This is a genomic window from Candidatus Venteria ishoeyi (assembly GCF_030378065.1).
GTDB classification, from domain to species: domain Bacteria; phylum Pseudomonadota; class Gammaproteobacteria; order Beggiatoales; family Beggiatoaceae; genus Venteria; species Venteria ishoeyi.
The window spans coordinates 24472-48620 of sequence record NZ_JAUCGJ010000027.1 but is presented as its reverse complement, the minus strand read 5'-3'; the positions used below and the strand labels follow the sequence as shown (position 1 = coordinate 48620).

Below are 24149 nucleotides of genomic sequence, written 5' to 3'. Positions count from 1 at the left end.
TTTTTAAGGACATAGAATTCAGTATGAATTCTATAAGAACAGGATTTTAACATGCTAAATAAAGCGGACTTCCCCCCTCGCAAACCCCTGGCAATTTATTGCGCTGCTTATTGCGCTGCATTCATAACAAGTCCTTTGGCATTTGCCGAAGAACCCCAAAATCTGCCGGAAATCGCCGTTGAAGCAGCAGCTCTGCCCGCAGTCAATCCCTTAACCATTGCGCCTGATGCTGTGGCTGCACCAACTGCTGATGGCGGGGATTATTTACGCAGTTTATCGGGCGTGTCCGCAATCCGCATGGGTGGGCATGGCTTAGACCCGATTATTCGTGGTCAAAGCCAAAGTCGTTTAAATATTCTGATAGATGGCGCTTATGTACACGGTGGTTGCCCCAATCGCATGGATCCACCAGCGGCTTACGCCATTGTTGAAAGCTTTGATGAAGTCAAAGTGATTAAAAGCGCGCAGTCAGTTGAGCACGGTGGTGGCGGCAGCGGCGGCACGGTTTTGTTTGAGCGTAAAGCGCCGGAACTGACAGCGGAAAAGCCCTGGGTAGGCCAGTTTAACAGTGGATTTAAATCCAATTCTAATACCTTTGATATTTACGGTGATCTGGCTACAGGTTCTGAAAAAGCCTTTATACGCGGTATTGTACAGCACTCTGAAGCTGATAATTATGAAGATGGCAATGGCAAAGAAGTGCGATCTGGCTATGAAAATGATGCGGGTAACCTGATACTGGGATTCACACCAGATAAAGATACTCTGCTGGAAGTGAGCATTGAGCGCGTTAAAGACAAGGGCATGCTATATGCTGGTGCAGGTATGGATGCACCCACATCAGAAAATGATCTCTATCGTTTGAAATTTAACCGTGAAGCAGATTTTGGTATTTTTAACAGCTTCCACAGTTCTATTTATTATTCAGATGTGGCGCACGTTATGGATAACTATTCTCTGCGTCCACTTTCTGCACCAATGAAAATGCGCGTGCCTTCCACTTCAAAAACCAGTGGCGGTAAATTAAAAGTTACTTTAGGCCAGCATGAACAAGGCTTATGGACACTGGGCATGGATTACCAGCATAATCAGCGCAATGCCCCACGTTTTATGGGCAAACCCAATATGACACCGAGCATGTTGCAAGGGCTGTTATGGCCTGATGTCAATATCAGTCAAAGTGGTTTATTCCTGTCTCTGGATAAATCTCTGGGCGCACAAAGCCTGTTAAAAGCCGGTCTGCGTTATGATTACGCGGAATCTCAGGCCAAAATTGCACATCACAAAGCCGCAGGCGGCGTCAGCGCCAATAATTTGTATCAAAAATATTATGGCGTTCAGGCGGAGAAAACAAGCAAACATCAAGTGGGCGGTTTTGCTGCTTATGAATATAACCTGTCCAAGCAGACTGTCTTGTTTGCCACGCTCAGCCGCAGTGTACGCACCCCCGATGCCACAGAAGCTTATATTGCCTCCAATAATTCAATGGCGGCAATGCGCTGGGTTGGTAATCCTGGCCTGAATCCTGAAGTTCATCATCAACTGGAACTGGGACTGAACTGGGATAGTGGGCGCTGGCATGTGGCAACTTCTGTGTATATGGATGACAGTCAGGATTTTATCCTGCGTGATCGCGCACACGGACAAGACGGTATCTTACTGGCGGATAATGCCACGATTTATCGTAATATTGATGCCCGTTTTTATGGTTTCGAGCTGAATACCAGCGTAAACTGGAGCCGGAATTGGCGCAGTGATTTTGATCTGAGTTATGTACATGCGCAAAATACCACTGATGATCGCGCCATTGCCCAGACCCCGCCACTGGAAGGTAATCTGAAACTAACTTATCTCACTGCCAATATGGAACTGGGCGGTGGCATCCGCTTTGCCGCCAAACAAACCCGGATTGATGATAACAGCATGACGGGCAGCGGTCAGGATGCCGGTGAATCGCCAGAGTTTGCAGTATTGGATCTGTATGGACGTTATACTTTCAAACCTGCGTTAAAAGTTAGCTTAGGCGTGGATAACCTGCTGGATAAGGCGTTTGCCTATCATGTCAATCGTGCCAACAGCGATCCTTTCAGCCCGGAAGCTTTGCGGGTTAATGAACCGGGTCGCAGCGTCTGGATGCGCATGAGTCTGGATTTCTAAGAAGCCTTAACCTGCTGCGCAGGCAGGTATCCAGTGCTGGTTCACCAGCGTTGGAACTTATCTGCGCAGGAGGATATGCAGTATGCCTCTAAGCCTTGGTCATAAATCCGTCACCTGTTTCTGACTCGGCAATTTTTTATACCTCCCGCAAAGGTGCAAAGGCTAACTTTGTCGCCATTAGCAGTGAAAGCTAGAAAATAAATACTGTGAAATTTTAATTGAATGGCAGTACGACCTGAAATACGGTTTTTCCCGGTTGGCTTTCAACATGAATTTCCCCATTATGTTTATTAATAATTTTTTGAGCAATATCCAAACCCAGTCCCGTTCCCTCTCCTTTCGGTTTAGTTGAGAAAAAAGGCTCAAAAATATGGGGATATACATCTTCTGGAATACCGCAACCATTATCCTCAAAACAAACTTCTATACCAGTTTTCAGCGCTTGTACGGTAATTTTCAAAATGCCGTTAAATTCCATCGCCTGCAAGGCATTGTGCAGCAAATTGGTCCATACCTGATTGAGTTCATCCGGGTAAGCCATGAGTCGAGGAATGGTCTGATAATGGCGTTTGACTTCAACTGTTGATTTTAATTGATGATCATAGAGTGTCAACACATTTTCAATACCTTCGATGATATTACAGGTTTGTTTTTCCCCATTGGTATCATGACGGGCGAAGGTTTTCAGGGCAAATATCACTTTGTTGGCACGTTCAGCAGCCATGTGAATGGTTGTGGTGCTCTTTTGTATGGTTTTAAGCTGAATTATCCAGGATAAAATTTCCTGGTTTTCGATGCCTTGTAAAATAGATACCAGATTCTCCTGGTATTGGGTAATACCTAAACTGAGCAATTGTTTGGCAAGTTTCTCTGGTTGCACAACATTTTTTTCTTGTAAAACTTGTTGTAATTGATGTTTTTTCTGGCGTTTTTCCCGACTGGATAGGTGTTTTTGAGTATTATTGAGTTGCTTGAGCAAAATCATAAAATCATTTTTCTGGGGTTGTGATAAGGCGCGAAAGAAACTCGGTAAGCGGATGAAGTCTTTATGGATAAAGCTATGGATATGTTCAATTGCTGAACGAATTGCTGCTAATGGCGTATTAATTTCATGAGCCACACCAGCAATTAATTGGCCTAAAATCACCATTTTTTCAGACTGAACCAGTTCATCTTGTGCCAGCTTAAGTGTGTTTAATACGGTTCTTAACTCACGATTACTGGCGCAGGCCTCTTCTCTGGCTTCCTCTAATTGGACTGTGCGCTTTAATACCCGTTGTTCCAATTCAGTATTAAGATACTTAATTTCTTCTTCAATTTGTTTATATTGTTTATTTTTTTGTAATAAACACTGTGTTTGTTGCAGATTTTGCCGCAATAAACGATTTTCCAGTTGCAATCGTTGTCGATCCAGCGCATGGCGGAGAATTGCACGTAAAGTATCTGGGTGCGCGTCAAGCTGACAATGGTGATAAAAGGAGGGATAACCAGGAATTTTTTTCAGCTGTGCTGTATTTTTGACAGTTTCAGGATGACGAATAATCCATTCAATATTCTTTGCTGCATGGTTAGTGAGTAAGTGACTGAATATCGGGCTGACTAAATTCAGGGTTGAAAAAATGATGCGTATTGGCTGTTGTTGAATATGAGTTAAGGCCTCTTGTATTGAAGAGGCTGTGAATACACGATACTCATCCGAGAAATGAGATAAAAAATAATCACAATATATAGTATCTGCATCAATATAAAGGATGGCAATATGAGGATGGAGTAATTCAGACATATACGTTATGGTGCCTATGCTTTTCAGACCGCTATGTTAACTGGATTTTATGCTATAATTTCTTGCTTTGTTAAAGTATATTAACCCATTTTTCCATTTTATTCTTAATAGGGGAACTTGATCATGAGCCAACAAGACGATGCCATGAAAAACTTTGGTCTGATCTTACTCGGATTTATTTTGCTGATTATTGTCCTGATTTATGCTGCTGGCGCACTGATTCCAGAGACAGAAAATTCTGCGGTAAATCAGGTTCTGGTTCAAGAGCGTATTGCACCAGTTGGACAGGTTAATATTGGTAAAGTTCCTGCTGTCGCCGCCCCTGTTGCTGACACTGCACCGAAGACGCCTGAAGATCTTTATACCGCTGTGTGCGCAGCCTGCCATTCAACAGGACTGCTGGAATCTCCAAAACGCGGTGATGCTGCGGCTTGGGCACCACGTTTAGCCAATGGTATTGATGCATTGGTAGCCAGCGCAATCAAAGGTAAGGGCGCGATGCCACCTCGTGGCGGCAGCACGGCATCAGAGGCTGAGATTAAAGCAATTATTGAGTTAATGACAGGGCAAACAACTGATGCAGCACCTGTTGCAGCACCTGTTGCAGCACCTGTTGCAGAAGAAAAACCAGCATCGGCCCCTATTGCTGCGGCATCTGTACCAGAAGCAGTACCAGAAGCAGCGCCAGTACCAGAAGCTGCACCAGAAGTAGAAGCTGCACCTGCTACAACCTCTGCGCCAGCGGCTGATGCGATTGCAACACCTGCTCCAGTGACTACGCCTGCTGCACAATAATGCTTATTGAACAAGCGGAAAAGCGATTAGTATTTTCCGTTTGTTCAATAAAACGCTCTACTTCTCCCAATGCAACACGGCACTTTACTCAGTGCGGCTTTACTTTACTCGAACTCCTGGTTGCGCTCGCTATTTTCTCCATTATGGCCAGCATGGCTTATGCCGCTTTAAATAACATATTAAAAGCCGATGTAATACTGCGTCAGCAAAGTGAGCAACTGGCAGCATTGCAACATACTTTTACCCGTATGGCCCTGGATATTGAACAATATACCGGACGTTCGGTGCGTGATCCGCATGGTGATAAGCTGGCAGCATTAGTTGGTATGCCACAACAATTGAGCCTGACCCGCACTGGACGCGCTAATCCACTCAGACGTAAACAAAGCCATTTACAACGTTTGCGCTGGCAACTGGAAGAGCAGGTTTTATATCGCGAAAGCTGGCCTGTGCTGGATGCTGCGCAAAATACCCAAAAACAACGTATTGTGCTGTTGAATGCAGTTGAAAATTTACAATTGCGCTATCTGGATCAGCAGGGCAATTGGCATGTGCAATGGCCACCATTAAAACCCTTATCTGTAAACAATACTCAACTACAATTAAATGCGGTTGAGGTGCAATTATCAGTGACTGCCTGGGGTAAATTACGCTGGTTATTTGAGCTTGTAAACAGTTTCAAATAGAATGGTGGGTTTTTTTCCTTTTTCCTTTTGATGTAAATACCAAAATTATGATTAATAAATTACGTAACGTCGCAATTATTGCCCATGTTGACCATGGTAAAACCACCTTGGTTGATAAATTACTGGAGCAATCCGGTAGTTTGGGAGAGCGCGCCGATCCTGCCAGTCGGGTCATGGATTCCAATGATTTGGAAAAAGAACGCGGCATTACGATTCTGGCAAAAAATACTGCCATTAAATGGAATAACTACCGTATTAATATTGTAGACACCCCCGGACACGCTGATTTTGGCGGTGAAGTTGAGCGTGTACTGTCAATGGTAGACTCGGTGTTATTATTGGTGGACGCTGTGGACGGCCCTATGCCACAAACCCGTTTTGTCACCCAAAAAGCTCTGCAACGTGGTTTAAATCCGGTTGTTGTTATTAACAAGGTAGATCGGGATGGCGCACGTCCAGATTGGGTATTGGATCAAACCTTTGAGTTGTTTGATCAACTGGGCGCAAATGATATGCAACTGGATTTTCCGGTCATTTATGCTTCTGCCTTAAATGGTTATGCCAGCCTGCACGATCATGAGCGTGATGGCGATATGGAACCTTTGCTGGAAACGATTATTAATCATGTACCCGCGCCTAATGTTGATCCTGACGCACCGTTTCAGTTACAAGTGAGTGCGCTGGATTATTCCAGTTACGTTGGTGTTATTGGTATTGGTCGGGTCTCCCGTGGGCGTGTGAAAACCAATAAGCCCGTAACTGTCATTGATAAAGATGGTAAACAACGTCAAGCGCGTATTCTACAGATTTTGGGCTTTCATGGTTTAGAACGGGTGGAATTTTCTGAAGCCAAAGCAGGAGAAATTGTTGCATTTACCGGCATTGAACCTTTGTTTATTTCTGATACCTTATGCGATCCGAGTCATGTGGAAGCTCTGCCCGCACTAACGGTAGATGAGCCAACGGTAAGCATGACTTTCCAGGTAAATAATTCCCCCTTTGCCGGTAATGATGGCAAATATGTGACTTCACGCCAGATTCGTGAGCGCCTGGATCGTGAGTTACTGCATAATGTGGCGTTGCGCGTGGAAGAAACCGATGACCCGGATAAATTTCTGATTTCCGGGCGTGGTGAATTACATTTAAGTATTCTGATTGAAAATATGCGCCGTGAAGGTTATGAACTGGGTGTTTCCAGGCCGCAAGTAATTGTTCGGGAAGTTCAGGGAGAACTGTGCGAGCCTTATGAACAACTTACAGTGGATGTTGAAGAAGCCCATCAGGGGACAGTGATGGAGCGCTTGGGCGAGCGTAAAGCCGATCTGACAAACATGAGTCCAGACGGGAGTGGTCGGGTCAGATTGGACTTTATCATTCCTGCGCGTGGTTTAATTGGTTTTCGTACCGAGTTTATGACGGCGACTTCAGGCACCGGTTTGTTGTATCACGTCTTTGATCATTATGGCCCGGTTAAAACCGGTAAGATTGGCAATCGTAATAATGGTGTATTGATTTCCAACGGCACCGGTAAAGCCCTGGGTTATTCTTTGTTTAATCTGCAAGATCGTGGGCATTTGTTTATCGAACCCAACAAAGAAGTTTACGAAGGTATGTTAATCGGTATTCATTCGCGCAGTAATGATTTAACCGTGAATCCCTTAAAAGGCAAACAACTGACCAATGTACGTGCTTCCGGTACAGATGAAAATATCCAGTTGACGCCGCCAATTAAAATGTCACTGGAACAGGCACTGGAATTTATTGACGATGATGAACTGGTGGAAGTGACACCCAAAGATGTGCGTTTACGCAAACGTTTTCTGAAGGAATCGGATCGTAAAAGAGCGGCAAGAGGCGTTTAAATTAAGCATTTACGGTTTAGAGTTTTATCAAACTGTAAACCGTAAAGTGCTTATTTTACATTTGCTTGCAGAGTGCATAGGTTTCAGCCAGATCATAACTAGTGCCAGTCACAACAACAGTGCCAGCAGGATTATTAGCTGCTTCCGCCCTTAAAACACCTGTACCTGGTTGACCATCATCCAGTTGTTTGTCAATAATTTCTGCGCGTTTACCGTTGATGTTATCCATACAGATGACAGGGCCGGTAAGCGCCAAGTAGCCGTCTGCAACACCAATCTTTCCGGCAAAAGCATGAACCGGCATTTTGGTACCCTGACCTCCAGTGATCAAGTTGGAACGCCGCAAATGATCCCAGAAATAACCGGTTTCAGTTGTAGCAACATTCCAGGCACCATCTAAAACGCCATCTCCAAGTGCACCATCAGGAGAGGTTGGATTACTATCAATCGTCCAGCGAGTCTTTGCATCAGAATCATCCCCAGGAATAGCTGCATAACGATCCAGATAAGAATAAGCCCCTGTTGCGATGCCGCTGAAATCATTATTCATGCGTTTTAATTTAGCATTCTCAATCAGCTCCTGGCCTTTGAGTACACCCCCTAAAAGTAAACCGATAATGACCAACACAATGGAAATTTCGATTAATGTAAAACCGGCGTGTTGTCTGTTCATTGTTCTTCAACCTTATTATAAAGTACGCTACCTTGATTGTAATTATAGCCAATGCGATTTTTAAAGCCTATCCTAATTGTAGCCTAAACTATGCTGTCAAACACCTGTAAAAATGTAAGAAGTGTTAAAAATCTGTCATTTAGCCACTGAAATTATATGATTTACATTATAAGATAAGTGGTGTTAACTAGCTGATAAGTGGGTGTTTTTATTACTTAATCTGAGTATGATATCAGTTATCAGTTCAGTTTTATTGTAATAATTTCCCAAGATTTCTCAACAATTGGGGTGGCGTAAAAAGTGGTTTTTGGGTGCCTAAAGGCTTATTAAGCTTTTGCGTAACACCTTATTTTAATACTATTTCGGTATAATATGATGTCAAACTCTCCATTAAACAAACGTTTTTTTCACGTTTGCCCATTTCATCTCTGGTTCTCACCTGCTTACTGTTTACCCATCAATACAGAACTATCAGTGATACATCCGCTGTTTGCAGCACGTATGCAACAGTTAGGCTTATTTCTTGAGCAACAGGAACAGACTTTGATTGCAGAGCTTTTGCACCAAAAAGAACTTATTGCATTATTTCCGAAATTAAGCATTGAGCAAACTGAAAGTATGTTGCAACAACACTATGCTTTATTTTGCAAAGCAATGAGTTCTGGTGAGCTTTCACTCTATGCACAATGGGTAGAGCAACAGCAAGGTGACGATGCTTTATCCCTGTCTGTTTCTCAATCTGCGCAATTGACACAAGCTTTTTTAGCTTATCTGTCACCGTTACAGGATATCTGGGTACAAGCCTGGTGCCAGGAACAATTTAATGCGGCATTACGCGCGAGTGAACTGAGTGAGCAAATTCAACAAATTTCCCAGCAAATAGAAATGATTGCCTGGCAAACAATCAATGAATTTTGCATGGATTATGATGAACAGGCTTTGCCTGATGCCAGTGATTTACAGCAAAGCTTGTTGTTATTATTACAAGACTGGCATAACACTTTGCTACAGCATCCAGATTGCCCGGAAGTGATGCCGGGGTTGGAGTTTTTACGTTTATTTGCGCACCATTTATTATTTGCTTATCCCCTGCTTGATGGTTCCTGGGGACGTTTATTAATTAAACTGGACTGGGCGCTGAGTGGTTTTGAGAACACCGGGCAAGATGGCATACCAGTCGGGCATTGCTTAAGTGATGCGCTGGAAACCTTATTAGCCGCCACGCCTGATTTTCCATTTATCCGCTTGGTCATGACGCAGGCTTTACCTCATTATGCCGTATTAGACACACCTATCAGTGATTGGCTGCTGATTGCCCTGTTATTACGCACACGTCCGGAAACATTGTTACATCTACGTTATTTGCAGAGCCTGAACCTTTGTTATTGGCAGCAGCAACGTGCCAGCCAGTTGGAAACCCTGCAACAGGCGCATTACAAAGCCTTTCAGGCACTACAGCAACAATTACAAGGCAGAAAAAACAGTGCGATTAATGTCGGGCAGATGGAAAGCTTTACTGCGGTTTGTACGGATTTAAATAAATTAATTGATAGCCTGGATGTCTATGATGAATTGAATCAGCAGGCAGCCCCGGCAGCACTTGATGACAAGTTATGGCGGGCTGTTTTGTATGAAAGCTGTATGGCAGTGGCAACAACGGACAACCCGCAGTGGGCGATACAGGTATTTCGTTATCATTTCAGTTTGCGTCTGGCACCGGATCTGCGGCACCCACACTGGCAACAGGTAAAACAACTCAATGAAGCTTTGCAGCATTTTAGCGTTGACAACAAATCCGTGCGTCTGGTCATCTGGCGGGAAGCCATACGCCTGATTCTGAAAGAATTTGATATTATTGTGCAGGAAAATTTATTTTTTGCACAACACACAGCAGTAGAATTGATAGATGCATCTCAAATACGCACCCAAGCTGATAAACAAGACACTCAGAATCACTATATTGTAGGGCAGTTAGCCTTAAATAATTGTTTATATTCACCCAGGCGCGCCGTATTACTGGCAAAAATGCAATGCGCCCGTTATCTTCAGGCTCATGCAGATAATATTGAGCAGCATGATCTGGATACACTGATTCAAAGCAGTGCGCAATCCTTTCATGAAATGGTCAATGAGCATCATGGTTTACAAGATACCCTGGCGATGTTGCAAGCAGCTTTGCCGGAAGTACGACTGGGGGTTAAATTAAGCCAGCAATTATCCAGCATCATGCAGCAACTGATTTTCTGGCTGACATTAGAACACAGTGAAGTGGTAGGCAAAACCGGGGAAATGGCCATAAAAAGCTGTTTACGTGACGTGTGTTTGATTTTATTGCGTATTGCGCAAGGCCTGGAAGGGGCTGCTTTTGATCCGCAGGCAACCCTGGCATGGTGGCAGCAACATTTACAGGATGCCACCTCGGTACAACATCGGCAATTACTGATGATTTGTCTGACAGGTTTGCCGGAATTGTTGGTTAAGTCACTGGGAGAGGAAGCGCGGCGGTATTTTCAACCGGATGTGTAATACCGATAAAATACCAGTGACAACATATTGACAAGTTAAATTACAGCCAGAAATCGGTATTAATGCAGCAGTATTTAGCACTTGCAACGCTCTGCCGGGTGTGCAACACTCGATACGGGTAGGTTATTTCTTGCGAGTTACCTTAAACCTTACCAGCTCAACCCTTTGAACTTTCCCATCAGGGACTTTCACTCTGAAAGAAGTGACAAGCTTTGCTTGTCACACTAATACTATCACTTATCCACCTTACGAGTTATCCGTCAGGCATCTGAAAATTATTTGCCTGAAAACAAGGCAGCAAATCATGCATGAGTTTATGTTAATGGAACCCACCAACCAAACCTTTCAGGAATTGGTCGGCAATGGCGTGAAATATACCGTGCCCAGGTTCCAGAGAGACTATGCCTGGGATACGGAGCAGTGGGAAGAATTATGGGATGATATCAGTACACTGGCAAAAGAACACTATCATTACATGGGGTATATCGTTTTACAGAGAATGGGCAAACATGATTTTCAGGTGATAGACGGGCAGCAAAGACTGGTGACACTGTCTTTAATCGTTCTGGCGGCTATGAAACAAATTAAAAACCTGATTGAGCGGAACATTGAAGCAGCGGACAATGCCCAGCGTTTAGCAGTCTTAACAGATCGTTTTATTGGTGCTAAAAACCCCATTTCCTTAAAAGTTGACAATAAATTATCTCTCAACAGAAACAACGGCACCCACTTCAAATCCATTTGCTCCAATCTGGAAGCACCCAATAAACGCAAATTAACCCAAACTAATAAATTACTGCATAAAGCCTTTCGCTTTTTTTCAGCCAAAAAAATGGGCAGCAGCGGTACTCAGATTGCAGAATTTATTGAGCAACTCAGCTCCGGCATGGTATTTACTAAAATTGTCGTACAGGACAACCTCAACGCCTATAAGGTTTTTGAAACACTCAATGCCAGAGGTGTACAGTTATCAACACCTGACTTGTTAAAAAATTATATTTTTTCCGTGGTCACGAAAAACAATGATGTTTCTGATGAAGACTTAAACGATCTGGATGAAAACTGGTCGGAGATTATCTCACAACTTGGGGAAGCAAACTTTACCGACTTTATTCGTTATCATCATAATTTTCAAAAAAAACTGGTCACTAAAAAAGCCCTGTTTTCTTCGGTCAGAAGTTTATCCGACACCCCGCAAAAAGCCTATCGTTATCTCAACTCTTTGATTGATTACGCCCCCATCTACGCTTCGCTGTTAAGCCCTTATGATGACTGGTGGGCGGCGCAGGGTGAGCCTTACCGTCAGGCCAGAAAATATCTGGATGCATTTAGCTTATTTAATATAAAACAGCCCTTTACCATCCTGATGGTGGCTTTTCAAAAATTTTCCGGGCAAGAATTTATTAAACTGCTGAGATATTTATATGTCTTATCAGTGCGCTATAACGTCATTTGTCACTACTCGCCCAAGGAACAGGAAACGCTGTATAACCAAATGGCAATGCAGGTCTTTGACGGCAGCTTCAAACGCGCCAGCCATGTGAAAAATAGTGCAGCATTTAGAAAGCTCTATCCTGAAGATAAGGCGTTTATGAATGTGTTTGAGTTCCATAAAATGCCAAGCCGCCAATCTTCCAAAAAAATCCGCTTTTTATTGGCTGAAATTGAAGCGTATCGGGGCCATGCTTCCGACTATGCTAAAATGCAATTGGAGCATATCTGCCCTTACCACCCGGAACAAAGCTGGTGTGAAGCCTTTGGCGAGGGCGTGAATGATATACAGGATCGCCTGGGTAATATGGTGTTACTGGAAAAAGATATGCTGAAACGTACAGGATTTCAGGAAAAAATCACCTGTTATCAGCAAAGTCCTTTTCCTCTGGCGCAAAAGGTCGCAGAATATGAATACTGGAACCTGAAAAACCTCAATGATTATCAAGCCTGGCTTGCGCAACAGGCTGTTGATACCTGGGCGATTGATTAATTAAAGGGGACGGAGGAATAAACTGTCAGTGGATTAAGGAGTGAGGATGAAATAAGTGCAGGAACTGGGCGCAGGATTTTTATTCATTTTCAAGGCGTGAAAACCGGCGCATAGCAAGCTATGTAACGGTTTTCACAACGCAGAAAATGGAGAAAAAGACCAGCCAGGTTGCTGAAGTTATAAAATTCTCACTCCTGAGGCAGGGTATAAGCTGCCTGGAACTGATTATTGGCAAGCAGCTCTGTTTCGTTGCGTCCGTAACCAACAAACAATATCGTGCCACTCAAAGAGCGAATATCCAGGTTTTGATATACCGGTAAATCGATACTGGTTGGGAAAACACCTTGCACATATACCGGCAACGCCCCACCCGTCCACGGCAGCCAAGTTGTAGCGTCATGCATGAACAAACTTGTCCCCAGCAAAGCGGCCAGATAAACATTACCATTTGCACCCACTGTCGTATCCGGGAACTGCAATTGCAAGCTTAGCGATGCCTTATCCGGGCTGCCGCTTGCTAAAGGCATAACGGAGAAACCAGCACCCACTTGTAATTCAAACGCACCGATATCACAGTGGTTTCGGGGAAGGCCGCGCTGATCCGTTGCCGGACAAGCTGCCGTGACACCTACATCAAGCGCCGCACTGCCATTATTCAGCGGCAGGGTTTGGGTTGAACCGCCATTATTGCTTAATGTGCCTAACAAGGGATCGGCGATTAACACCGTTGGAGTGATTTTGTTGTCATCGGGGGTGTTGTTTTGGTTGAAACGTATACCGGGAAATTGCAGATTACCGCCGCCGTCCTCATCAGCACTGCGGTTCATGGCGTAATTGCCCCAGTCGCGTTCAGACTCGTTGCGGTAAAACAAGGTATTAGTCAACTTGACCAGCGCACTGTTAGAGGATTGAATACCGCCGCCGTGAAACCAGGCGTAGTTTTGTGCAAAAGTGCTGTTAATCACATGCAGATCACCGCGACTAATCGCCAGTCCACCCCCCATGCCGGTGGATGGATTGAGTGTGTGGTTATTGTAGAAAGTGCTGTTTTCAATCGTGATCTTGCCTTCAATCAGCGTCCATACTGCACCGCCCTGGCTGAATGTTTCATTGCTGGCAAACGTACTGTTTTTAATAATGAAATTATCTTCGCTACTACCACCCGCCAATTCATTCTCCATGTGAAAAATTGCCCCGCCTTGACCCTTGTCGGCATGGGTGGTGGTGTTGGCAATAAAGCTTGAGTCCTCCACAATCATTTGGCTGCCAAGATTGTCGGAAAATACAGAATTGCTTGCCCCGCCCTGGTTATCGGCACTATTGTGCTCGAAAGTGCTGCCGCAGATGTACAGCAATTTATGTGAATCAGGATTTTGACTGTTGGTTACATCATCCAGGTTCAATGCGCCGCCATGCCCGCGCAATGGCCCTGCATCACGACTGCCCAGTGCCTGGTTATGCGAGAAGGTAGTGTTAATCACCTGCAAGCCTGAGGCGAGTACACCCACCGCGCCGCCGTTACTTGCACTGTTACCAGTCAACTGGCTGTTGGCAATAATGGCTTCGTATAAACCGAAAGCGTAAATTGCACCGCCTGCAATATCGTTGGTGTTGATATTGGTGACGCTATTGTTACGTAACACACTGTTCAGCACCATCAATGTCGTGCCTGCACCCTTAGCGAGAATCGCGCCGCCGCAGGTGTCGCTGAAATGGTTGGCGGAACCGGGCGCTTTGGCATTTTCCAGAATGATATTCTGCACCACCAGATTTGCGCCACTTTGCTTATTCAAAATTCGGGTTTGCTGCTGCCCATCCAAAGTCACGTCACCCGCGCCATCCAGTACCGTATCCATAGTGACCACAAGTTCCTCGGTCAAAGCAATCGTCACCGGCCCGCCGCAATTAAAGCTGATCTCTCCCCCTTGATCCAAAGCTGCCTGCAACGCGCTCTGGGTACAGGAGACGGGTGTGCCGTCACCAACCACATGTGGATTTTCCAAAACCAGCGGTGCATATATCGGGCAATTATTCGCGGCAATAGATTGGCTGAAAAACAGGAGAAACAGATAAAAGCCTAAAAAGCCTAAGTCATAACGATTATGTGACATGGTGAACCCCTTAATTGAAGCCAATTGATACCGAATCACTGGTTGATCTGAGCGTATTTTTGTGAAGTTTAAAATCTGTGGTATTTCACCTTGAGCCAGCTCTCATCGGTAATTTGAAAAAGACCTACTGAAAACATGGCTTGTCATTTTGGGACTGTCTTGTAAGGCAATACTTATTTAATTCACCGATAAATCCGTAAAATGTCCACTAATCGCTGCTGCCGCCGCCATCGCAGGACTGACCAGATGCGTGCGTCCACCTTGGCCCTGGCGACCTTCAAAGTTGCGATTAGAAGTGGAAGCGCAACGCTCGCCCGGTTCCAGGCGGTCGGCATTCATCGCCAGACACATGGAGCAGCCGGGGGCGCGCCATTCAAAACCGGCATCGGTAAATACCTTGTCCAGTCCTTCAGCTTCGGCCTGTTGCTTGATCAAACCGGAACCGGGCACGATTAATACCTGCTTAACATTAGCAGCACGTTTGTGGCCTTTGGCTACTGCTGCTGCGGCGCGCAGGTCTTCTATGCGTGAGTTGGTGCAAGAGCCGATGAAAACCTTGTCTACCTTGATATCTGAGATTGCCGTGTTGGCGCTTAAGTCCATATAGGCTAAGGCGCGGCGCATATCGTTGGCTTTCACCGGATCACTTTCCAACGCCGGATCGGGAACCCGGTCTGCAACAGAAACCACCATTTCCGGCGAGGTACCCCAGGTGACTTGGGGTTTGAGCTTGCTGGCATCTAATGTCACTTCACGGTCAAATTGTGCATCCACGTCGGTGTGCAGATCACGCCAATAAGCTACTGCCTGCGTCCATTGCTCGCCTTGCGGTGCATAAGGACGGCCTTTGACATAATCAATGGTTTTGTCATCTACTGCGACCATGCCAGCGCGCGCGCCCGCTTCTATCGCCATATTACATACGGTCATGCGGCCTTCAACTGACAATGCTCGTATCGCTTCGCCAGCAAATTCAATGGCGTAACCAGTACCGCCTGCGGTGCCGATTTTACCAATAATGGCTAAAACGATGTCTTTGGCGCTGAGTCCTTCCGGCAACAGACCATCAACATTAATGCGCATGTTTTTGGATTTTTTTTGCAACAGGCACTGGGTTGCCAATACATGCTCAACTTCCGAGGTACCGATACCAAAAGCCAGTGCGCCTAATGCGCCGTGGGTGGAGGTGTGGGAGTCGCCGCACACCAAAGTCATGCCGGGTAGGGTTGCACCTTGTTCAGGGCTGATAACATGGACGATGCCTTGCCTGGGATCACCCATCTTAAATTCAGTGATATTAAAGCTATCACAGTTTTGATTCAGGGTATCAACTTGTATTTTGGCAACCGGATCGGTAATGCCTTGCTCTAGTCCGATAGTTGGCACATTATGATCCGGCACTGCAAGATTGGCATCCAGTCGCCAGGGGGTGCGCTGGGCCAGACGTAAGCCTTCAAATGCCTGGGGGGAGGTGACTTCATGAATCAATTGTCTGTCAATATATAACAGCGCGGTGCCGTCCTCAGCAGTGCGTACCACATGGCTGTTCCACAATTTATCATACAAGGTGCTTGCACTCATTTCCGGTTTCATTCCTTTTTCAGCGTAGGATGAGCAAAGCAACGTGTGCTCATCATCCCCAATATTACCCAAAGTAATTAAAGATGGGCACGCTGCGCTTTGCCCATCCTACATGGTTCAATTCACTATCCAAATCCCAGTGTGAGGTTTAGGCGGTTTTCAACGCAACAGGCGTTGCAAGAAGCCTAAATCGAACTCAGATAAATTATATCTGGAAATAGGCTTAAAATCAGAGGAAAATAGCAAAAACAAATCGAACCACTCTAAAAACCCTGCACAGCAATTTTTCCCAGGAACCCAATCATGAAACAACCTGCCCTTTACATCTTGACAATACTGCTGAGCTTAAGCTTAATAAGTAATAATGCGCTTGCTGGCGATGCCCGTAAGGGTAAGCACGTGGCGCAAAAATGTGTTGCCTGCCATGATTTAACGCAACAGAAAAAAAATAAAGTAGGCCCCTACTTGTGGGGCATCGTGGGGCGACCAGCGGGTAAGGTACCGGGTTATCGCTATTCCAAAGCCCACCTTAGTGCTGCTAATAAAAAAGGTATTTTTTGGGATGAAGTGACCTTGAGAGTTTATTTGAATAATCCAAAAGTATTTATTCCCGGCAATAAAACGGCTTTTGCCGGAATTAAAAGAGAAATCGATCTTGATAATCTTGTCACCTATTTGAGCAGCCTCAAATAAAACCATGTCTGCTCAAATTTCTGAAGGTATGCGGCAGCAAAACCAGATATTAATTGTTGAAGACAGCCCAACGCTGGCAATTCTTTATCAGGAGTATTTACGCCCGGAACCAGTCACTGTAACCTTGCTCAATAATGGTTCTGAAGCCTTGCAGCAGCTACAAAAACAGCCCCCACATGCGATGATTCTGGATTTATACCTGCCGGATATGAATGGCATGGAAATTCTGCACTATGTGATTCAAAAGCGCATCCCTACGGCGGTGGTGGTCGTGACCGGGCATGGCTCTGTGGATATTGCGGTAGAGGCCATGCGCACGGGGGCATTTGATTTTCTGGAAAAACCATTTACTCCTGAGCGCCTGCTGGTTACGGTGCGCAATGCCCTGGAGCGGCAGCACTTGTCAAATCTGGTACAAACTTATAAACAAACCAAACGCAACCATTTTCATGGTTTTATTGGCACATCGCCGGTGATACATGGCATTTACCATATGATAGAAAGCGCCGCACCCAGTCGGGCAACGGTGTTTATTACCGGAGAGAGCGGTACGGGTAAAGAGTTGTGCGCAGAGGCGATTCATGATGAAAGCGAGCGCAGAAAAAAGCCTTTTGTGGCGCTCAATTGCGCGGCAATTCCACATGATTTGATGGAAAGTGAAATCTTTGGGCATGTCAAAGGGGCGTTTACCGGGGCGCATAACACGCGTCAGGGTGCGGCTGGGCGTGCTGACAAGGGGACTTTGTTTCTGGATGAAGTCTGTGAGATGGATTTGGATTTACAAAGTAAATTGCTGCGTTTTATTCAAAGCGGCAGCTATCAGGTAGTCGGTAGCAATGAACTTAAAAAAGTTGATATTCGTTTTATTTGCGCAACCAATCGTAATCCTTTGGAAGAAGTGCAGGCCGGGCGTTTTCGGGAGGACTTATATTATCGTTTGCACGTCATCCCCATTGCGCTGCCAGCCCTCGCGCAACGGGATAAAGATGTGTTACAAATCGCCCAATATTTTTTGCGTGATTACAGTCAGGAAGAGGGCAAAAAATTTCTGCATTTATCCCCTGAGGTTGAATTGATATTTTTACAATACGGCTGGCCGGGTAATGTGCGTCAACTGCAAAATGTGATTCGTAATATTGTGGTACTCAATGATGCTTCGGAAGTCACCTTAGCCATGTTGCCATCGCCCCTCGATCAAGCACATTTGGCGCAGCAATTGTCGCCACAGCCAGGAACACCACTCAACCATAGCAATGGAAAGCATCCCGTATTGAATTTTCAGGCTGGCGCAGAGGGAAACAATATGCCCCTGATTCGCCGTATGGAAGATGTTGAACGCGAAACGATAGAGCAGGCCATCGCCTTGTGTGAAGGCAATGTGCCGAAAGCCGCAGTGGCTTTGGGTATCAGCGCATCTACCATCTATCGTAAAAAACAGCTATGGGAAACCAAGCGTTAAACTTAAGAGCCAAACTTAAATGAATTATCCAGAAACTTTTGATGTGATTGTTGTGGGTGGCGGTCATGCCGGTACTGAAGCCGCTTTGGCGGCAGCGCGTACAGGTCAGAAAACCCTGTTATTAACCCATAACATCGATACCTTGGGGCAAATGTCCTGTAATCCCGCCATTGGCGGTATCGGCAAGGGGCATCTGGTACGGGAAATTGACGCGCTGGGCGGCATTATGGCGGAGGCGGCGGATCACTGCGGCATTCAGTTTCGTATACTCAATGGTCGTAAAGGCCCCGCCGTACGCGCCACCCGCGCCCAGATTGATCGTGCTTTATACAAAAATTATATCCGCAATGCCCTGGAAAATCAGGAAAACCTGTGGCTGTTTCAGCAGGGTGTGGATGATTTATTGGTGGAAAATGACCGCGTTACTGGCGTTGTCACTCAGATGGGCTTGTGTTTTTTTGCGCCAGCGGTGGTACTGACGGTCGGCACTTTTCTTGACGGTCAGATTCATATTGGCTTGAGCCATCACGCGGGAGGGCGCGCCGGAGATCCGCCTTCGCTGTCATTATCCAAGCGTTTACGCGCCCTGCCGTTTCGGGTGGAACGCCTGAAAACCGGCACCCCGCCGCGCATCGACCGGCGCAGTATTGATTTCAGCCAGTTGCAGGCGCAGCCCGGTGATGACCCGGTGCCAGTGTTTTCTTATCTGGGTCATGCCGAACAACACCCGCAGCAAGTGGCCTGTTATATCACCGGTACCAATACCCAAACCCATGATATTATTCGCGGCGGCCTGGATCGCTCACCGATGTATACCGGGGTGATTGAAGGCATAGGCCCGCGCTATTGCCCGTCTATTGAAGATAAAATTCATCGTTTTGCCGATAAGGACTCACACCAGATTTTTGTCGAGCCGGAAGGTTTAAATAATGTGGAAATTTATCCCAACGGCATTTCCACCAGTCTGCCGTTTGACATACAAATGGCCTTTGTGCGCTCGATTAAGGGTTTTGAAAATGCCCACATTATTCGCCCCGGTTATGCCATCGAATATGATTTTTTTGATCCCCGCGATCTACGCCCTTCACTGGAAACCAAACATGTGGGTGGTTTATATTTTGCCGGACAAATCAACGGCACCACCGGCTATGAAGAGGCTGCCGCGCAGGGCTTGATTGCAGGACTGAACGCGGCACGCCAGGTGCAGGGCCAACCCGCCTGGTCACCGCGCCGTGATGAAGCCTATATCGGCGTATTGATTGATGATTTAATTACGCTGGGCACTAGCGAGCCTTACCGCATGTTCACCAGTCGTGCGGAATACCGTCTACTGCTGCGGGAAGATAATGCTGATTTACGTTTGACTGAAACCGGCTATGAAATGGGACTGGTTAGTGAGCGCCGTTGGTCAGTGCTGCAAGCAAAACGCACTGCAATTGCCGCAGAGCAGCAACGTCTGAAAAAAATTATTTTACGCCCGGAAGATGCGCAGGTGACTGCTAAATTAGGTCAGGCACTGCGGCGGGAGAACAGCGCATTGGAGTTATTGCGCCGCCCGGAAATCACCTATGCTGAATTGTGTAAATTTGACAAGGTGCAACCACCCGTAGACGATGCCAGTGTTGCCGAACAGGTTGAGATTCAAACCAAATACAGCGGCTATATTGAACGCCAGAAACTGGAAATTGAACGCGGTCGCCGCCATGAAGAAACCCGCCTGCCGGAAGATTTGGATTACCAGCAAGTGCGCGGCCTGTCTACGGAAGTCAGTCAGAAGCTCAACCAACACCATCCGGCAACCATAGGTCAAGCTTCGAGGATTTCCGGCGTGACCCCGGCAGCGATTTCTTTGCTGCTGGTGTATTTGCGGAAAAGTGGTAAATAGTGTTATTTGAAATTGAGCATATGAAACAAATTCATTTGTTTGATCGAAATAATAATGCAGCAATTTTGCTGGCAGGGATCATCACCTTGATTGTCGCGATGTTGATTCAAGTGGTGGGAATTTTGATTCCTGCACTGACCAGCGTTGTTTATTGCCAAGCAATGGCAGCATGTGGCACTTTGAAGTGAGACAATATCTTGTTATTAAATTACACCCCACCGTTTAATTTTCGAGCCTTGCTCAATTTCATGCGCCTGCGTGCTATAACTGGTGTGGAACAGGTTACAGAGAATAGCTATGCGCGCAGCTTTCGCATACAACAGGCAACAGGCTTTTTTATGGTTAAAAATTGTCCTGAGCATTCAGCCTTGAGTTTGCACATAGACACAGATGATATTCGCTGCCACATGGCGATTCATCAACGTGTGAGAAAAATGTTTGATTTAGACAGTCAGATGTCAGTTATCAAAACATTGCTTGCTGAAGATGAAGTATTAAAACCCGGTTTGGAACAAGGCGAAGTGCCGCGTTTGCCAATGGCCTTTGATAGTCTGGAATTCACCCTGCGCGCAATTTTAGGGCAACAGGTTTCACTTAAAGCGGCACGTACCTTGGTTAATCGTCTGGTGCAGACAGCTAATCTGCGCACACCAGCTGAATTTCCTGATGGACTCAGTCACTTTTTCCCGGATTTAAACCAGCTATTACCCTTGCCGTTGACCGATATTGGTTTAAGCAAAACCCGTCAGGCTACGATTCAAGCTGTATTACAGGCTGTGGCACAGGGCCGGATTAGCCTGGATGCAAAGCAGTCCTTTGAACAGTTTTATGAAGATTTCTCCCGCATTAAAGGCATAGGGGATTGGACGGTAAATTATGTTGCCATGCGCGGCCTGGGCATGAAGGATTGCTTTCCTGCCTCGGATTTGGGCATCGTCAAGGCCTTGTCAGCAATCCAGGGTGAAGCCTTAAAAGCCAAACAAATCCGGCAACTGGCAGAACACTGGCGACCTTATCGCGCTTATGCCGCCTTATGTCTGTGGAATCAATACCAAGGATAAGCCATGTATTACAGCGAATTTAGCACCCAGTTTTGTGACATCATCATTGCAGGCGATGAACAAGGCATTCGCCATTTGCACTTAAATACCGGGCAGGGCAAGCGCCAATTCAGCATTGCCCCTGATTGGCAGCAGAATGATGTGTTGTTTGCAGAAGCCAGAAGGCAAATTCAAGCTTATGCCGCAGGTGAATTAAAAGACTTTAGCTTGAGTTTGAACCCGCAGGGCAGCGCATTCCAGCAGCGTGTCTGGCAGGCATTGTACAAGATTCCATTTGCCCAGTTACGCACGTATAAAGACATTGCCATTGCGATTGCTCAACCCAGTGCCGCACGCGCCGTGGGCATGGCTAACAGCCGTAACCCGATTCCGCTCATTGTGCCTTGTCACCGCGTGATCGGTAGCAATGGCAAACTCACGGGCTTTGCTGGTGGTTTAGACATCAAACAAAGACTCATTGAATGGGAGCAACACTGCTGTAAATAGGAGCAATATCTAAGACCAGGGTAATTTATTGTCTTCTATCAATTGGATACAAGCAGACACAATCAGCGGGTCATAAAGTTGCCCGGCACCCTTGCGAATTTCATTGACGGCAACTTCAATCCCCAGCGAAGGGCGGTAAGGGCGGTTGGCATTAATCGACTCCACCACATCAGCCACTGCCAGAATGCGGGATTCCAGAATAATGTCATCGGCAAGCAAGCCTTTGGGGTAACCGGAACCATTCAGGCGTTCGTGATGTTGCAATACCATTTCACGAATCGGCCAGGGAAACTCAACGTCTTTAATAATATCAAAGCCAACCTGGGGATGGGTTTTAATCAGCTCAAACTCATGTTTAGACAGTTTGCCAGGACGACCGAGGATTTCTACCGGGATGTAAATCTTGCCAATGTCATGGATGGCACTACCCAGGCGTATGCCTTCTATCTGCTGCTCATCAAGACCGATTTCTTTTGCAATGCATACAGCTAATTCACTCACACGTTGTTGGTGACCTGCGGTATAGGGATCACGTTTTTCTACAGTGGTGGCAATAGCCTGTACGGTTTGCAACAAGGTTTGATTTAAGCGGATGCGTATGGCATCACGTTCATGGCGAGTGCGTATGGTTTGAATGCCAAAAGCGATGTCACCGGCTAATTCATCTAATAAGATCACTTCCCGGTTAAGAAACGTATCATCCAGATTCATGCACACCGAAAGTACGCCAAACACACCATTTTGATCGCGCAGCGGCAGGGCGGCACAGGCTTTGTAACCTTGGGCTAATGTCTCTTTTTTCCAATGATTATCCTGTTTCCAGTTTTTAATTTGATTAATCACGCAGATTTTCCCGGAACTCAGCACTTGGGACTCTGGGGTAAGCACTTGTTCATCATCTGCATAATATTGTATTTGACCTTGTACAAAGTCGCTGTTTTTTTTACCCCAGGCAACCGGGTATAAGAGATGTTGTTTGTGACGGTATAAACCTACCCAGGCAACCGCATATTCTCCGGCCTGCTCCAGTATCTGACAAAGTGCTTGTAACAGTGATATTTCATCTTGCGCATGTATCAGTGTCTGATTACATTGGCTTAAGGTATTTAAGGCACGATTAGTGCGCAGTAGGGTTTCTTCTCCTTGCTTGCGCTGGGAAATATCTCGAAATGAGACTACCGCACCACAGATTTCCCCCCTTTCAATCATTGGTGACACTTCAAACTCAACCGGAAACATATAGGTATTTTTATGGGTAAAATAATCCTCACCACGATAAACCTTGCAGTTACGCATTGCCCTGTAAATCGGACATTGCTGTTCATGAAAATCGCTGCCATCAGGATGCTGGTAATGCCAGGTGGCATGACTTGGGCGACCAATGAGTTCTTCTACGGTGTAACCTAACATATTGGCTGCACTGGGATTTACAAAAGTATGCCGCCCTTTGGCATCAAGACCAAAAATACCTTCACCTGCGGTATCCAGGATTAAACGATTTTTTTGAGCAATGCGTTCCCTGGCTTGTTGACTGCGTTTATAAGCAGTAATATCGAGTAAACTGACCGGAATATAAGAAAAACCAGCCGCTTCCTGAGGAATTGGCATAGATAGCATCACGGTAATTTCTTCACCATCTAAACGCCGATGCTGGGCTTCACTATGAAAAAATGGTTGCCCCATCCAAATCGCATTGAGTTCCTGGGCAAATACTGCCACGGCTGTTTCAGTAAAAACCGTGTCCAGGGATAGTAATAATTGCTGTTTATTGTCCGCGCCTAACATACGTAAAGCCGCAGGGTTAACATCAATCAGCCGTACCAGGGAAATACAGTCTAAAACCGTGCCAGGATTGCACTGTAAATATTGTTTTAAGTCTTTAATCCCGGCTTTTCTTAAATGTTGCAAATGTACAAATAAGGCAGAAAAATCTTCTTCCCAAATGGCAATTTCAGCACTCTGGAAAATTGAGGCATGACGGCGTTGAACCTCCAGTAGTGCTTTTTCAGCTTGTTTGTGCTCACGACGTTCGCGACTTTCTTGTAATTCTCTGGAAATTGCGGGTAATAAACGAGAACGCTGATTTTTAGGAATAAAGTCACGCGCACCCTCTCGCATCATGGTTACGGCTTTTTCATCAGTGATTTGACCGGACATGATCAGGCAGGGAATATCTAGCGCCAGATCGTGATACACCTGCATTGCCGCTGGCGCGCTGAAATATGGCATCACATAATCAATAATAATGACATCCCATTCCTGATTTTTCAGGGCATTGCGCATGTCCTTTTCAGTATCAACCCGTTGCAAGCTAGGCTCATAGCCCCCCTGTAGAAGATCATCTTCCAGAAATAAGGCTTCATCTTCTGAGTCATCGACCAGTAATATACGTAGCGTAGACATGCGA

Annotated in this window: 17 protein-coding genes; 12 read left to right on the top strand and 5 right to left on the bottom strand. The window is 45.8% G+C overall.

Annotated elements, in window-relative coordinates:
• Positions 1 to 51 precede the first annotated feature (51 nt).
• The gene (locus QUF61_RS10630) at positions 52 to 2157 is read left to right on the top strand and encodes a TonB-dependent copper receptor (protein WP_103921123.1); all 2106 of its coding nucleotides are present in this window, start codon (positions 52 to 54) and stop codon (positions 2155 to 2157) included.
• A 214-nt stretch (positions 2158 to 2371) separates the two neighbouring features.
• Here the strand turns inward: QUF61_RS10630 and QUF61_RS10625 are convergent, their stop codons facing one another.
• Positions 2372 to 3940 carry a hybrid sensor histidine kinase/response regulator gene (locus QUF61_RS10625; protein ID WP_289681640.1) on the bottom strand — a complete coding sequence of 523 codons (1569 nt, stop codon included), beginning with the start codon at positions 3938 to 3940 and terminating at the stop codon, positions 2372 to 2374.
• A 123-nt stretch (positions 3941 to 4063) separates the two neighbouring features.
• Here QUF61_RS10625 and QUF61_RS10620 point away from each other — a divergent pair, with 123 nt between their 5' ends.
• From QUF61_RS10620 to typA, 3 genes are read left to right on the top strand one after another with little or no spacing between them, the layout of a single operon-like run.
• Positions 4064 to 4735, top strand: coding sequence for a c-type cytochrome (locus tag QUF61_RS10620; protein WP_289681639.1), 672 nt, complete (start codon positions 4064 to 4066; stop codon positions 4733 to 4735).
• The gene (gene gspJ / locus QUF61_RS10615) at positions 4735 to 5421 is read left to right on the top strand and encodes a type II secretion system minor pseudopilin GspJ (RefSeq protein ID WP_103921126.1); all 687 of its coding nucleotides are present in this window, start codon (positions 4735 to 4737) and stop codon (positions 5419 to 5421) included. Before QUF61_RS10620 ends, gspJ begins: the two co-directional genes overlap by 1 nt.
• Before the next feature lie 47 nt (positions 5422 to 5468).
• Positions 5469 to 7283 carry a translational GTPase TypA gene (typA, locus tag QUF61_RS10610; protein ID WP_103921127.1) on the top strand — a complete coding sequence of 605 codons (1815 nt, stop codon included), beginning with the start codon at positions 5469 to 5471 and terminating at the stop codon, positions 7281 to 7283.
• 55 nt (positions 7284 to 7338) lie between these two features.
• On the opposite strand, the gene QUF61_RS10605 is transcribed toward typA, so the two are convergent.
• The gene (locus QUF61_RS10605; RefSeq protein ID WP_103921128.1) at positions 7339 to 7956 is read right to left on the bottom strand and encodes a prepilin-type N-terminal cleavage/methylation domain-containing protein; all 618 of its coding nucleotides are present in this window, start codon (positions 7954 to 7956) and stop codon (positions 7339 to 7341) included.
• 474 nt (positions 7957 to 8430) lie between these two features.
• On the opposite strand from QUF61_RS10605, the gene QUF61_RS10600 reads away from it, so the two are divergent.
• Positions 8431 to 10482, top strand: a complete 2052-nt coding sequence (locus QUF61_RS10600; protein WP_289681635.1) for a hypothetical protein — start codon at positions 8431 to 8433, stop codon at positions 10480 to 10482.
• A gap of 304 nt (positions 10483 to 10786) precedes the next feature.
• The gene (locus tag QUF61_RS10595) at positions 10787 to 12466 is read left to right on the top strand and encodes a DUF262 domain-containing protein (protein ID WP_286019457.1); all 1680 of its coding nucleotides are present in this window, start codon (positions 10787 to 10789) and stop codon (positions 12464 to 12466) included.
• Between the two features lie 188 nt (positions 12467 to 12654).
• Here the strand turns inward: QUF61_RS10595 and QUF61_RS10590 are convergent, their stop codons facing one another.
• Both QUF61_RS10590 and leuC read right to left on the bottom strand, forming a co-directional pair.
• A complete protein-coding gene (locus QUF61_RS10590) occupies positions 12655 to 14577 on the bottom strand; it encodes a choice-of-anchor Q domain-containing protein (protein WP_289681633.1) in 1923 nt (640 codons plus the stop codon).
• A gap of 177 nt (positions 14578 to 14754) precedes the next feature.
• Positions 14755 to 16158, bottom strand: a complete 1404-nt coding sequence (leuC, locus tag QUF61_RS10585) for a 3-isopropylmalate dehydratase large subunit (RefSeq protein ID WP_289681631.1) — start codon at positions 16156 to 16158, stop codon at positions 14755 to 14757.
• Positions 16159 to 16461: 303 nt separating this feature from the next.
• Here leuC and QUF61_RS10580 point away from each other — a divergent pair, with 303 nt between their 5' ends.
• Genes QUF61_RS10580 through QUF61_RS10555 form a run of 6 tightly spaced genes read left to right on the top strand, consistent with a single transcriptional unit; the run spans position 16462 to position 21742 of the window.
• Positions 16462 to 16851: a c-type cytochrome gene (locus QUF61_RS10580; RefSeq protein WP_103921132.1), complete on the top strand. Its 390-nt coding sequence runs from the start codon at positions 16462 to 16464 to the stop codon at positions 16849 to 16851.
• 4 nt (positions 16852 to 16855) lie between these two features.
• On the top strand, positions 16856 to 18310 hold the full coding sequence (locus tag QUF61_RS10575) for a sigma-54-dependent transcriptional regulator (RefSeq protein WP_286019458.1): 1455 nt from the start codon (positions 16856 to 16858) through the stop codon (positions 18308 to 18310).
• A 19-nt stretch (positions 18311 to 18329) separates the two neighbouring features.
• Positions 18330 to 20195 carry a tRNA uridine-5-carboxymethylaminomethyl(34) synthesis enzyme MnmG gene (mnmG, locus tag QUF61_RS10570; protein ID WP_289681629.1) on the top strand — a complete coding sequence of 622 codons (1866 nt, stop codon included), beginning with the start codon at positions 18330 to 18332 and terminating at the stop codon, positions 20193 to 20195.
• A gap of 20 nt (positions 20196 to 20215) precedes the next feature.
• On the top strand, positions 20216 to 20383 hold the full coding sequence (locus tag QUF61_RS10565) for a hypothetical protein (RefSeq protein ID WP_289681628.1): 168 nt from the start codon (positions 20216 to 20218) through the stop codon (positions 20381 to 20383).
• A gap of 9 nt (positions 20384 to 20392) precedes the next feature.
• Positions 20393 to 21256: a DNA-3-methyladenine glycosylase family protein gene (locus tag QUF61_RS10560; RefSeq protein ID WP_289681626.1), complete on the top strand. Its 864-nt coding sequence runs from the start codon at positions 20393 to 20395 to the stop codon at positions 21254 to 21256.
• A 3-nt stretch (positions 21257 to 21259) separates the two neighbouring features.
• A complete protein-coding gene (locus QUF61_RS10555) occupies positions 21260 to 21742 on the top strand; it encodes a methylated-DNA--[protein]-cysteine S-methyltransferase (protein ID WP_289681625.1) in 483 nt (160 codons plus the stop codon).
• Between the two features lie 9 nt (positions 21743 to 21751).
• On the opposite strand, the gene QUF61_RS10550 is transcribed toward QUF61_RS10555, so the two are convergent.
• Entirely contained in the window at positions 21752 to 24145 is a 2394-nt protein-coding gene (locus tag QUF61_RS10550) for an HD domain-containing phosphohydrolase (RefSeq protein ID WP_289681624.1), read from the bottom strand.
• Positions 24146 to 24149: the final 4 nt, after the last annotated feature.